This window comes from Psychrobacter piscatorii, assembly GCF_001444505.1.
Lineage (GTDB): Bacteria > Pseudomonadota > Gammaproteobacteria > Pseudomonadales > Moraxellaceae > Psychrobacter > Psychrobacter piscatorii_B.
Map to the genome: position 1 here is coordinate 1 of NZ_LNDJ01000104.1, position 13,543 is coordinate 13,543.

Sequence of the window (13,543 nt, forward strand, 5' to 3'; positions counted from 1 at the left end):
GTCTCATCGATTGATTCGTAAGATTCTTTCACACAATCTGTGCTTTGTACTCAACAAAAAACTTGGTAATCCGCCTCTTCAGTTTGATTTGCTTATTTCAAGTTGAGAGTGGGGTATATACAGGCTAATGTTGTGGCCTTGTTTGCTTAGATGAGCATGCAATCGATCTACGCCATAACGTTCTTTCATTTCACTGTGAGCGGCTTTAACTAGTAGCTCGCACTGATTGCGGTGTACCTGCTGTTCGCTGATGTCACGACTTAGCCAATCGTAGTAGCTTGAGGGCTTAACGCTTAATACACGGCACATAGTAGTGGTGCTAAATATCTGACGATTGTCTTTGATAAAAGCGTACTTTACGGGCTGTTTTTCGCGAAGTACGCGGTCGCCTTTTTTAGAATCTCGCGCTCCTCTTCAGCCACTTTGAGCTGACGCTTGAGCTGCTTTATTTCTTGAAGAGCACTCATAAGGTCAGGATCATATTGCTCTGTGCCAACAAGCTTGCCTTGATTGGCTTTGTTATGCCAGTTTGATAGCGTTTGCATGGCAATACCTAACTGCTTTGCAGTAGCTGAGATATTGCCATTATTATCTGCTATCTTCTTGACAGCTTCAGCTTTAAATTCGTCACTGTAGGTTCTTAATTTCTTGGTCATGGTAAACTCCTATAATTGTGCTTAGTTTACCAAGTTTAGTTGTACGGTTTCTTCAGCATAGCTCATATAGCGTTCGATTTGGCAGCTTTATATCTGCTTTACTAAGCGCATAGGTCGCCATCAGCGTGGCAAAATGGTTGTAATATTCAAAGCTCCGCTCAGGCGATAAGTGGCCCATAATACCTGATAGAGCGTACCAGCGATCTTGTCCATTGATATGCTCTCCGAGTATGCCTTGTTTGATGCGAAGCACATCGCTTTCATCATAATCGGTTAGGGCTTCTACGAGATCTGAATGACCTACTAGCACCAGAGATAGGTTACTCACTGCCGTATGCCTAAACCCATGAAAGGTATGCTCTACCACGTTATCATCTACTGATATGTCTTTTAAGACTCGTTTGAGTAATTGCAACGGAACATGGTCATCAATAGGGCGCTGATCCGATGATAAGGTAAAGATAAATTTGTTTGAGTTGTCGCCAATATTACTCTGCACAAAGTTAATAAAAAAATTCAGCTCATTAGGTTTGAGGAGAGCAAATAAGGGAACGCGGCGAATACTACTTTGAGTCTTAGTTGGACGGTAGCTATTGGGCCTGATCACCACTGAGGGTGTGGCTGTTTTTAAGCCTTCGATGTCATTATACTTAAGTCCCAACAGCTCTTTTTTGCGCATCCCAGTACGATAGACTAAGATAAATAAAAGCGCGAACATCTCCCGCTCCAATATATCTACAGAACCCAGTATCTGCGTAATAATGGCTTGGTACGCTTGCGGTGATATCAGCTCCGCACGTACACGCCGACCATTTTTGGACTGCTGGAAATTCACAGAGGGAAGGTTGTATTTGCTCTTGGCAAAGTTGTGCATACTCTTTAATAAATTGGCAGAATATCCAATATCAGTATTGTTTCGTACGACAGCTTTGTATTCTAAGATGTCTTCATAGAGCTCTTCAAACTCTTCTTCTGACCAAATATCCATCCTTGTCAGTAGATGATTGAACCATTTGACTACGATTTACTAAAGCTTCAAACGCACTCCCATCTTGGCGAGTCATGTTCGGCACATAGCGACTATAGGTATTGAATAGCATCTTAGTGGTAGAGTGTCCCATTTGACTTGCTATCCATTCAGGGCTCTCGCCAGCTGCTAACCAAAGCGTGGCTGCGGTATGACGAGTCTGATAGGCATTACGCTTCTTGAGACCCAAAATCTTAAGAGTAGGGTGCCAAACGCGTTTGTTGACATTGTTGTAATCTAAAGGCTCACCCGTATGAGAGCAGAACACATAGTCAGAACGCTTGTATGTAATGTCTTGCTGCTCCACTAGGGCCTCATATACCCAAGGAGACATCTGAATAGCTCTATAGGACTCCTCCGTCTTAGGCGGTACGATCTTACCTTTGACCAAAGCTTGCTTAATGACAATCTCGCGACGATTAAAGTCGATATTTTCCCAAGTTAAGCCATCGATCTCACTAGTGCGCATACCTGTAAAGAATCTTACTAAGTAATAGTTACGATAGTCTTCCCTAACGCCGTTAATGAACGTCCAAACCTCCTCAAGCGTGAAAGGTTGAATATCAGTCTTAGGCTCCTTAAGGGATTTAATATCGTAGTAAGGGTTTTCAAAATGGTAGCGTTTAGAGGCTTCTTTTAGTATCATACCTAAAGGTACCATTATCGAATTGATGCGTGCCGCTGACAGATGTTTGTTAGCTTTTCCGTACGTTACTTTGGCGAGCGATGAACGGAAGGCTAATACATCTGTCTTTTTTATGAGATGAATAGGCTTAGTGTCGAACTTAGGCAGTAAATACATATCAATAATTTCTTTAATCTTACGTTTGTAAGTATCACGCCATTCGATCTCTTTTTCAGAAAACCATAGCAGCGCAAATTCCTTAAATGAAAGGACGTCACTTTAAAGACAGTCCTTGCGATCACTTAACGCCATCATCTCATCGCATTTATCGCTTTTGGGGAAATACTTAGCATAACTAAATATGCCCAAGGTAATCTCTGCTTCCATCTTCTCAATCACTTTTTCAAGCTTTTTACGATTCGCTGGCGTGTCAATGAGGTTTGTCGTTTCCCTACAGCGTTTGTTCATATAGCGAAAGTCAACAAATAGCATATTGCTACCTTTGCGTGTTCTAATACTAGCCATGATATTTCTCCTTATTGTAGTGCCATAGCGTTGATGCTACCGGCGACGCCAGTACGCATATCTTTTTCAATCTCTTCCCAAACATATAAAATCTTACGGCCGCCGAAAGGGCGAATGTAATGAATACCTTCAATCAGCACAGTATCTTTGAGCTCGTTACGTATCGTACGAGGGTTATACTTAATGAGCTCAGAAAGCTCTTGGGTAGTTAGGTAGGTATGTGACATAACAAATGTCTTTATAAAAGTATTTTGTTATTCGATAGAAGTGCTTTACTAGCTAACGTAATTCGATGCAAGTACTTTTTTAGTCCATTAAGGAATTATTGATGATTTTATGTAATTTACCAGTGCTACTAGCTGAACGTCGTATGAAAGTCGCAGATTTGATAAGAATGACGGGAATCAGCAAGTCGACTATGCACAAAATCTATAACGAACAAACTTCAAGAATCGATTTCGAGACCATGGATAAGATTTGTGAAGCATTAGATATTGGAGTAGGCGACTTATTTACTTATGTACCTAACGAGTCGCTAGAAAAAGAAAAGTAAGTTAGTTTTAGGGTAGTTTTAGAACAGCTATAGTAGAGGTCAAAAAGACTATATTAATAAATAGGAAAAATTAAGAGAAGGCGCAACTTGGGCGCATTTTGGGCACACAGGTTTTTCAACAATAATTTTTTGATGTCTTACAGATATAAAGTTTAGTTGAAATTAACCTTTCTATTCCGCTACAGCCTTTATATTTCAGGCATAAAAAAAGCCCCAATCAAAAAGATTGGGGCTTTCGAATCTGGTAGGCGTAATCGGATTCGAACCAACGACCTCTACCATGTCAAGGTAGCGCTCTAACCAACTGAGCTATACGCCTATTTAGGTTGAGCATTTTAGCAAGTTTTTAAGACTTTGCAAGCCTTTTTTATAAAAAAATTGAATTATTATGAAAATACTTATAATTCCTTCGATATTGAAGCTTTTTATGGCCTTTTCTCTACAGTTTGGCGACTGCCAGCGATTTATCTGATGCGTTTGGATGGTGTTCTGTGGGTGATAAGCATTAAGGATAAAGCTGCATAGAGATATCACCGGTATTGATGTTACTATGGTTGTCATAATGGCTCAGTGGTTTTCATAAAAGAGCAATGGTTTTGATCAGAGGTCGTTGTACAGACTGTTTTGTTTGATGTCAGGACTCAATGATGACGGTGACAAGGCTATGATGATATTAACGTAGAATGGGATAGATTATGGGGTTATTAGTCGAAGGTAAGTGGCAAGATCAGTGGTATGACACAAAATCCAGTGGGGGGCGTTTTCAGCGTGAGGATGCAGGCTTTAGAAACTGGGTGACCGCAGACGGTAGCGCAGGCCCATCAGGGGTAGGCGGTTTTAAAGCCGAGCCAAACCGTTATCATCTGTATGTATCGCTGGCTTGCCCTTGGGCGCATCGCACCACCATCTATCGTAAGCTCAAGGGCTTGGAGGATATGGTGTCGTTGTCGGTCGTGCATCCGTTTATGGGTGATAATGGCTGGACGTTTGCCGCGGGTGAGGGCGTGATTGCTGATCCGCTGATCAATGCAGATTATGCTTATGAGCTTTATATTAAAGCAAAACCCAATTATACGGGACGGGTTACTGTTCCGATTTTATGGGACAAGAAGACCAATACGATCGTAAGCAATGAGTCCTCTGAGATCATTCGTATGTTTAATTCAGTTTTTGACGACGTTGGCGCTCTGGCAGGCGATTTCTCGCCAGCATCGTTATTGCCAGAAATCGATGATATTAATGCGTTTGTCTATACGACGATTAATAATGGTGTGTACAAGGCTGGATTTTCGACCACACAAGAGGCTTATGAAGAGGCGGTGATTGAGCTGTTTGCCGCATTAGATACACTGGAAGCGCGCCTAGCAGATAAGCGTTACCTCACAGGGAGCACTATCACCGAAGCGGATTGGCGACTGTTTACCACCTTAGTTCGTTTTGACGCGGTCTATGTTGGGCATTTTAAATGCAACCTACGCCGCATTATCGACTATCCAAACCTGTGGGGCTATCTGCGTGATCTATACCAAGTTCCAGGTATCGCTGAGACAGTAAATATGGAGCACATCAAGCAGCACTATTACACCAGCCACGCCAATATCAACCCCACTCGTATCATCCCTATTGGCCCTGCTATTGATTTTATGACAGCACATCATCGTGATCAGCTATAGACATGTTTGCTTTATACATGTGAACAAAAACGGCTAAGCACAAATAGAATTTCAATAAAAAACACCCCAGCGACTATGAAGCAGCTGGGGTGTTTTACGATGTAAAAAGCATTTTAATTGATATTAAGCATTATTTAGCTGACGGGCTGCCTCTAACGCAAAGTAAGTCAAGATACCATCAGCACCAGCACGGCGGAACCCGATCAAAGATTCTAAAATCACAGCATCACTGAGCCAACCGTTCTGGATAGCTGCCATATGCATGGCATATTCACCAGAGACTTGATAGGCAAAGGTCGGTATACCAAAGGTATCTTTGACTTCACGGATAAGGTCTAAGTATGGCTGGCCTGGTTTGATCATGACCATGTCAGCGCCTTCATTGATGTCCATAGCGACTTCATGCAAGGCTTCTGCACGATTACCAAAGTCCATCTGATATTGTTTTTTGTGCCCACCTTTTAAATTGCCCGCACTACCGACAGCATCACGGAATGGACCGTAGTAAGCAGAGGCGTATTTGGCTGAGTAGGCCATGATCGCGGTATTAACAAAGCCTTCTGCTTCAAAGGCATCACGCATGGCTTTGATACGCCCATCCATCATGTCACTAGGAGAGATGATATCGGCACCAGCGCGAGCGTGTACGAGTGCCTGCTTAACCAATACCTCGATGGTTGCATCATTGATGACGTAGCCGCTGTCATCGAGCAGACCGTCTTGACCGTGTGAGGTATAAGGGTCTAGTGCGACATCAGTCATGACGACCATCTCTGGTACGGCGTCTTTGACCGCTTTGACTGCGCGTGCGGTAAGACCATCTTCGTCGTAAGCGGCTTTGCCATCAGGGGTTTTTAATGCGTTGTCAATGACAGGGAAGATGTCGATGGTAGTGACACCCTCTGCCAAGAGCTCTTTGGCATAATTAATAAGCAAGTCGATTGATAAACGCTCAACGCCCGGCATGCTAGAGATCGTCTCGCGCTGATTGTCGCCTTCTAATACAAAGACAGGCGCGATAAAGTGCTTGGGATGTAGTTCGACTTCACGAATCATTGCTCGTACATTGTCGTTATAGCGTAGACGACGCAAGCGAGTGGCAGGGTATTGGCGGTTAAACGTATAGCTCATAATAATTCCTTACTATCATTTTAGTAGTTATGGTGTTGCTCGAGTGAAAATTATTTTATAAGTCATTTTTTATGGCACTGGCTTCTCAAAAAAGCGACTTATAAAACGATTTTACTATAACTAACAGGCTCAAAATAAAGCAAAAAGCCCTACCAAGTTAAGTCGGTAGGGCTGATGATACTTATCGACTATCAACGTAAAGATACGATTACGTCACGAGATTATGAGCCCATCATTTAAGGCTCGACAATCTGTGTCACAGGCACTTGTTCAACGCTCGCATCATTGAAGCGAGTCTCTTCAGTCACCACACCGACAGCTGCATCTTTTTTACCATCATCATTCACATCGACGATAACGGTGGGTTCAAAAGTGGTGGTTTTCGTCGTTTGAGATTGCTTGATTGCTAAAGCCTCTTGTGGAGACACAACAGGTGCTGAGCCAGCTGCTTGAATAGCATTTGTTGCTTTGGCTTTTGCACTCTTGGCAGATCCAGTAACGATTTGGGCTAAGTTGGTGTGCTGCGGTACAGGAATCACTGCTGGCACATCAAGGTTGGCACCGCCACCGAGGGCTTGATACAGCTCAACTTGACTGGTGATTTTCTGTAGCTCTAAATCCAATATACCTTGCTGAGTAGAGAATAGTGAACGCTGAGCATCCAGCACGTCTAGATAGTTATCAAGACCTGCTTTGAAGCGGGCATCGGCAATTTGATAAGTCTGCTCAAAGTTATCTTGCAAGCGATACTGCGACTGTAGCTGCTCACCCAAAGTAGCACGCGTAGCCAGTACGTCTGACACCTCACGGAAGGCTGTCTGAATAGCACCCTCATAATTTGCCAATGTTTGCTTACGTTCGATTTGCGCGACATCATAATTGGCATCCAAGCGACCAGCATCAAAAATAGGCACGCTAATGTTAGGACCAAACGACCAACCAACCGCGCTGTTTTTGAACAAATCGCTCAGGCTGCTACTGCTCACACCAACACTACTGGCAAGACTGATCGAAGGATAATAAGCAGCACGAGCCACTTCGATATTGGCACCAGCCGCTTTTAGGTTATATTCTGCTTGTAGCACATCAGGACGGTAGCGTAACAGCTCGCTTGGTAATCCTGCGCTAAATATCTTTTGAGTAGTGATATTGCTGACCGCAGGCGTTGGGATCAGCTCATTCGGTATAGCGCCGCCCACCAAGTACTGCAAGGCATTGCGTGACTGCAGAATACTGCTTTGCGCGCGCAGTACCGCCAGCTTAGCATTCTCAAGTGAAGCGCTGGCTTGTAGTGATGGTAGCTTGGGATCAATACCTGCTTCAAAGCGCTTATTAGCAATAAACAGTGACTGCTCACGGCTCTGTACGGTGGCTTCTGCCAACTTTAACTGTGCCAGACTGTAGCTGAGATTGGCATAGCTTTGGGCAATATTACTAATCAGGCTGATCTGTGTGGCATCTTTGGCAGCAGTGGTTGCCAAGAAGCTTTGCAGCGCTTGATCTTTTAGGCTGGCTATTCGACCCCAAAAGTCTAGCTCATAGCTGGCAAGACCAAGCTGTACGTTATAGCTACTGTTTGGGCTAGTGCTGACACGGTTTTGTGCCTGACGAGTATAGCCTGCGCTGCCGTTGATGGCTGGGGCATCGTTGATATCGGTGATTTGATACTGCGCGCGTGCTTTTTCGATCGCCAAACGCGCACTTTCAAAATCTTTGTTCTTCTCAAGACCCAGCGCAATCAGTCCTTTTAAGCGCTCATCGCTATAAAAATTCTGCCAACGCTGGGCCGCAATACTTGGCTGCTCAGGAGTGCTGATTGTTTCTTGATCAAATGCCCCATAGGTTTGCTGCATCGGGATATTTGGCTCTGCCAAAACAGGATTCATATCCGCTTTTGGGATGGTGTTACAAGCGGCCATGCTGATTGCCAATGCAGTCAAACCTAACAGGCGACCACTGTTTTTGCGCAAACGAGATAGCGCTGGCTGCGCATCGATAGCTGTAATAGCTACCGATGATGAGTTAGTGATAGATGTTTTTTGAGCACTCATTGTGTATTGTCTCCAAGACTTGCAGGCTGATAACTCTCAGAAGGTGTTGGGTTATGCGAGTTAGGCGTACCATTGCCACCATCTTTATCATTGGGTGTGTTGTTCTCATATTTATGCGGGAACGCACTACGCACCCAGATATAGAACATTGGAATAAAGAAGATGCCGAGGAAGGTAGCGGTTAAGACACCACCGACCACACTGGTACCAATAGCATTCTGACTGCCTGAGCCTGGACCGTTCGCCAAGAATAATGGCACAACACCGAGCCCAAAGGCAAGTGAGGTCATGATAATTGGACGCAGACGTTGACGTGCTGCGGTCATGACGGCCTCTGTCAGACTATAGCCTTCTTCTTGGTGTTCTTTGGCAAATTCAATAATCAAGATGGCGTTTTTGGCGGACAAACCAACGACGGTGAGTAGACCCACTTGCAAGTAGATGTCGTTGGCAAAACCGCGTAACCACGTAAATATCACCGCACCCAATACCCCAAGTGGAATAACCAATAGAACAGAGAAGGGGATAGACCAGCTCTCATATAGTGCCGCCAAGCACAAGAATACGACTAGGATCGAAAGCGCATAAAGCATCGGCGCCTGGGCACCTGATTTTTGCTCTTCTAATGACATACCCGTCCACTCGTAACTGATACCTTCAGGTAATTTGTCAATCATGGCTTCCATCGAGCTCATCGCTTCACCAGTACTCAAACCTGGGGCTGCACTACCTTGGATATTCATTGATGGTAAGCTGTTATAACGCGTCAGACGCGGTGAGCCTGACTGCCATTCACTGCTAGAGAATGCATCAAATGAAATCATATCATTCGTCTCGTTTCGTACATACCACTTACCAATGTCATCAGGGTTGGTACGGCTGCTGGCTTCACCTTGTACATAGACACGTTTGATACGGCCACGATCGATAAAGTCGTTGACGTAGCTTGAGCCCCATGCAGTCGAGATGACGCTATTGATGTTACTCAATGATAGACCATAAGCGGCTGCTTGCTCTTGGTTGATATTAACCTTGAGCTGCGGTGAGTCTTCTTGTCCGTTAGGACGCACACCAGACACTTGATCGTTCTGTGCCGCCATTCCTAAGAGCATGTTACGGGCTTCAAGTAATCCGTCGTGCCCGAGGTTACCACTGTCTTGTAGCATCAAATCAAAACCACTGGCATTACCAAGCTCAGTAATGGCTGGCGGTACAATGGCAAATACTTGAGCTTCATTTATCTGAGTAAAGAAATAACCCATCGCACGACCAGCAACGGCTTGCGCTGTGTTTTCATCACCAGAACGCTCCTCCCAATCTGATAAGCGCACAAACGCCAGACCCATGTTTTGACCTTGACCAGCAAAACTAAAGCCTGCAACGGTAAAGACAGAGGCAATGTTGTCAGTCTCTTGAGTATCATAATAGTTTCTAACTTTATCCAGTACGTCTTGCGTCTCATCTAGCGTAGAGCCCGCCGGAAGCTGAACCAAGGTGAACATAATACCTTGGTCTTCTTCTGGCAAAAACGAACCTGGAATACGCAAGAAGACAACGGCCATAATACCGATGATGGCGGCATAGCCGATCAGGTACAACCACTTAAAACGAATACTTTTGCCGACGAAGTTTTCATAAGAGCGGCTTAGCTTAAAGAAGCCACGGTTAAACCAACCAAAGAAACCTTTTTGTTGTTCAGTACTGCCTTTTTCGTGACTTTTGCCACGTTTTAGCAAAGTCACACATAGCGCAGGCGTAAAAATAAGTGCGACCATGGCTGATAGCACCATGCTCGTGATCAAGGTGATAGAGAACTGACGATAAATAACCCCTGTTGAGCCACCAAAGAACGCCATCGGTACAAATACGGCAGACAAAATCAGCGCAATACCAATAACGATCTTACTGATCTCGCCCATCGACTGGGTAGTCGCGTCTTTGATAGAGATATGAGGATCTTCTTCCAAGATACGCTCGACGTTCTCTACCACAACGATCGCATCATCGACTAGCAGGCCGATGGAGAGTACCATAGCAAACATGGTCAATACGTTGATACTAAAGCCCGCAACGTATAGCACCGCAAACGTACCTAATAGAACAACAGGTACGGCAAGCGTTGGAATGATGGTTGCACGCCAGTTCTGTAAGAAAATGAACATGACGATGAATACTAAGACAATAGCCTCAATAAGCGTATTCACGACTTGCTCGATAGAAAGCTTCACGAATGGCGTTGTGTCATAGGGAACAACTGATGCTAAACCTGCTGGGAAGTTTTGCTCCAGCTCTGCCATACGTGCACCAACAGCCTCACGAGTTTCAAGCGCGTTGGCACCACCAGCAAGTGAGATACCTAGACCAGCTGCTTCTTGTCCATTATACAAGGATACAACGCTATAGTTTTCACTACCGATTTCGACGTCTGCTACATCACCCAAACGTACTTGCGCACCAGAGACATCGGTTTTCAGCAGAATATTTTTGAACTCTTCGGGCGTTTGTAGATAGCTTTGAACAGTAACGGTTGCGTTAATGACCTGTTGATCTGTATCGGCAGGTGCTTGTCCTAACTGACCGGCAGATACCTGAGCATTTTGCGCTCGTATCGCATTGACGATATCAGATGGCACCATGTTATAACTGCGTAGGCGTGCAGGATCAAGCCAAACGCGCATGGCATAAGTAGAACCAAAGACCTGAACTTCACCCACACCTTCAACACGACTGATCGAATCGAGAACATTGGAGTTGATATAATCGGCAATATCGGCCCGATCCATACTGCCGTCTTCAGAGATGAACGCCTGTACCATCAAAAAGCTACTGGATGATTTGTTGACGTTGACACCTTGACGCTGTACTGATTCAGGCAATGAGCTCATCGCAGCTTGCAGTTTGTTCTGTACTTGTACTTGTGCCGTATCAGAGTCCGTACCATTTTCAAAAGTCAGCGTGACTGATGCACCACCATTCGAAGAGCTCGATGATGACATGTACATCAGGCCATCTAGACCTTTCATACGTTGTTCAATGACCTGTACAACGGAGTTTTCAACGGTTTGCGCATTAGCACCAGGGTAGCTTGCACTGACCGAAATCGTCGGTGGCGCAATACGTGGATACTGTTCAATCGGTAGATTAAGAACCGATAACACCCCGATGAGCATGACCAAAACAGCCAGCACCCAAGCAAAAATAGGGCGATTAATAAAAAAACGTGACATAGTATATCCCTAAGTCTTCTGGTCTTTGAATGGAATTAGTTAGCAGCGGCTTCTGTTGATTTTTCACTAGAAGTGGCACTGCTAGCTGGTTTTTTATCCATTGTTTTTGCAGCTTGCTGCGGCGTCTTAGCATTGGGTGCACTTTGTGCAGATGGCGCTGGATTTGCGCTCTCTAGTGGCTTGGCAACCACCTCTTGCTCAGGTTTAACCTTGGCACCGCCTATCACAACTACTTTGTCACCTGCTTTTAAGCCATCAGTGACAACCCACTGACCATCATAAGTACCGTTGATAGTGACTGGACGTACTTGAATCTTGTTGTTTTCATCAACGATATAAACTTGCGTCTCGCTCTTAGGCGTACGCGTGACAGCACTTTGAGGAACTAGTGCTGCGTTGGTAATGACGCTTTGAGTTAAGCGAGCTGTCACGTACATACCCGGTAGCAAAATATTGTTGCTGTTTGGGAAAATCGCACGCAAGGTAACCGCACCTGTTGACTCATCCACTTTTGCTTCAGACAAGGCAAGCTTGCCACGCACGGGATAGACTGAACCATCCTCTAGCACCAACTCAACTGAGTTCATGCCTGGCTGAGCTGAGCCGTCTGCTATTTGCTGACGTAGCTTGAGCAGCTCAGATGATGACTGACTGATATCAACATAGATAGGATCTAAGCGCGAAATGGTAACCAAAGGATCTGCTTGACCTGCGCTAACCAGCGTACCAGCAGTTACGCTTGAGCGATCCGTACGACCGGTGAGAGGCGCACGCACGATAGTACGGTTCAGATCCAATGTGCTAGCATCAAGACCAGCTTGCGCGGTTTGAATGCCTGCTTTTGCGCTTTCGATACCCGCTTGTGTCTGACCGACAGCAGCTGCGGCACTTTGCACCGCTGCCTGCGCGGTACGTACGGCAGTTTGAGCTTGCTCATACTGCTGTTGTGAGATGGCGTTGATACTGACCAAGCCTTGCAAACGTTGTAAGTCATTTTGCGCCTGAGCCAATGACGCTTGGCGGCTGGCAAGCTCAGCTTTTGCATTGGCATTATTTGCCAATGCTGTCTGATAGTTGGCCTGCGATTGCTGTACGGCGGCTTGGCCACTGCTTACCGAAGAGGCATAGTTATCAGTATTAATGCGATAAAGTGGCTGACCTTTTTTGACATTGCTTCCCTCACGGAATAACACTTCGTCAATGACGCCATTTACTTGTGGGCGGACGTCGGCAGTTTGATAAGCTGCAGTACGTCCAGAAAAAGTCTGTACTTGGGGGATGGTGTCGAGAGTGACAGTCTGAACGTTGACCACCGCAGGCGGCATTTGCTGCTGTGCAGCTTGCTCACCAGCGGCTTCATCGTTTTTGTCACAGCCGACCAATACAGCTCCAGATAGTGCAGATGCTATTAAAAGCGCAAGAGTAGAGTGCTTCATCAATGTCCTCGGCAATAGATATAAAATAACGACAGTATAAAAAATTGAACAATAAATTTTGATGTACGAAATATCGAGGGTCCACTTATTCTGCACATTCATGCCAGTACGGCATACTCAACCTTTGAGTCAATGGATTTAATAAAAATCGCTAGTAAGGCAGCCAGTAGCGAGTTTGATTGAGACGCGATTTGGTAAATGTGATATTAGAAGTGTAGGCAGACCACAAAAAAGTAGGTTAGTAAATTTAAAGAGTTATTATAAACTATTGGGGTAACCCCACAGTCAAGTGATTCACGATAGGAAAGCTGACAAAAACTGACCGCACTGTGCTCGCTGAGTAAATAAAATCCCGCCATAGTAACCGCTACACCAACTAGCAGCTAATAAGAAGACATACAACCTACTATAGAAATTTATTGTAATTTTTTGTTATAATCGTAAAGCCTTAGTAGTATTAAGGTCTTAAAACAGCAGAAAACCTGCTTTGTAAACAATTCAACAAATTTATCAACCCCTAATTATGACCTTTAAAATATAGCGACTTAGAGCAGTCAGTAGCCTCTAATGAGCGTGGTCAAATATCATCCAACCTTCAAAAATCCTTACATGAACCCCACTCTCAACTTCGAAAGTGAT

8 protein-coding genes, 1 tRNA gene and 3 pseudogenes are annotated in these 13,543 nt (G+C 44.8%); 3 read left to right on the forward strand and 9 right to left on the reverse strand.

What is annotated here, in order from left to right:
• Nucleotides 1-106: pseudogene (locus AS194_RS13645) on the forward strand (IS982 family transposase); the annotation flags it as partial.
• Here the strand turns inward: AS194_RS13645 and AS194_RS13545 are convergent.
• The 4 genes and pseudogenes from AS194_RS13545 to AS194_RS11270 all read right to left on the reverse strand — a co-directional run.
• A pseudogene (locus tag AS194_RS13545) lies at nucleotides 106-656 on the reverse strand (transposase); the annotation flags it as partial. The pseudogenes AS194_RS13645 and AS194_RS13545 sit on opposite strands and share 1 nt — an antisense overlap.
• Before the next feature lie 52 nt (nucleotides 657-708).
• On the reverse strand, nucleotides 709-1,644 hold the full coding sequence (locus AS194_RS11260) for a tyrosine-type recombinase/integrase (protein WP_058025595.1): 936 nt from the start codon (nucleotides 1,642-1,644) through the stop codon (nucleotides 709-711).
• Nucleotides 1,616-2,833: pseudogene (locus AS194_RS11265) on the reverse strand (Arm DNA-binding domain-containing protein). Before AS194_RS11265 ends, AS194_RS11260 begins: the two are co-directional and overlap by 29 nt.
• 11 nt (nucleotides 2,834-2,844) lie before the next feature.
• On the reverse strand, nucleotides 2,845-3,060 hold the full coding sequence (locus AS194_RS11270) for a hypothetical protein (protein WP_058025596.1): 216 nt from the start codon (nucleotides 3,058-3,060) through the stop codon (nucleotides 2,845-2,847).
• Between the two features lie 101 nt (nucleotides 3,061-3,161).
• Here AS194_RS11270 and AS194_RS11275 point away from each other — a divergent pair, with 101 nt between their 5' ends.
• Entirely contained in the window at nucleotides 3,162-3,386 is a 225-nt protein-coding gene (locus AS194_RS11275) for a helix-turn-helix domain-containing protein (RefSeq protein WP_058025597.1), read from the forward strand.
• Between the two features lie 242 nt (nucleotides 3,387-3,628).
• Here AS194_RS11275 and AS194_RS11280 read toward each other — a convergent pair.
• Nucleotides 3,629-3,705 (reverse strand) — tRNA-Val (locus AS194_RS11280).
• A gap of 376 nt (nucleotides 3,706-4,081) precedes the next feature.
• Between AS194_RS11280 and AS194_RS11285 the strand changes: the two genes are divergently transcribed.
• Complete coding sequence (locus AS194_RS11285) at nucleotides 4,082-5,059, forward strand: glutathione S-transferase family protein (protein WP_058025598.1); 978 nt, start codon at nucleotides 4,082-4,084, stop codon at nucleotides 5,057-5,059.
• Between the two features lie 123 nt (nucleotides 5,060-5,182).
• Here the strand turns inward: AS194_RS11285 and hemB are convergent, their stop codons facing one another.
• From hemB to AS194_RS11305, 4 genes are all read right to left on the reverse strand, one after another.
• Entirely contained in the window at nucleotides 5,183-6,190 is a 1,008-nt protein-coding gene (gene hemB / locus AS194_RS11290) for a porphobilinogen synthase (RefSeq protein ID WP_058025599.1), read from the reverse strand.
• Nucleotides 6,191-6,426: 236 nt separating this feature from the next.
• On the reverse strand, nucleotides 6,427-8,241 hold the full coding sequence (locus AS194_RS11295; protein WP_058025600.1) for an efflux transporter outer membrane subunit: 1,815 nt from the start codon (nucleotides 8,239-8,241) through the stop codon (nucleotides 6,427-6,429).
• Nucleotides 8,238-11,468, reverse strand: coding sequence for an efflux RND transporter permease subunit (locus AS194_RS11300; protein WP_058025601.1), 3,231 nt, complete (start codon nucleotides 11,466-11,468; stop codon nucleotides 8,238-8,240). Before AS194_RS11300 ends, AS194_RS11295 begins: the two co-directional genes overlap by 4 nt.
• A gap of 35 nt (nucleotides 11,469-11,503) precedes the next feature.
• Nucleotides 11,504-12,904 (reverse strand): efflux RND transporter periplasmic adaptor subunit, encoded by a 1,401-nt coding sequence (locus AS194_RS11305; protein ID WP_058025602.1) that lies wholly within the window; start codon nucleotides 12,902-12,904, stop codon nucleotides 11,504-11,506.
• Nucleotides 12,905-13,543 lie beyond the last annotated feature (639 nt).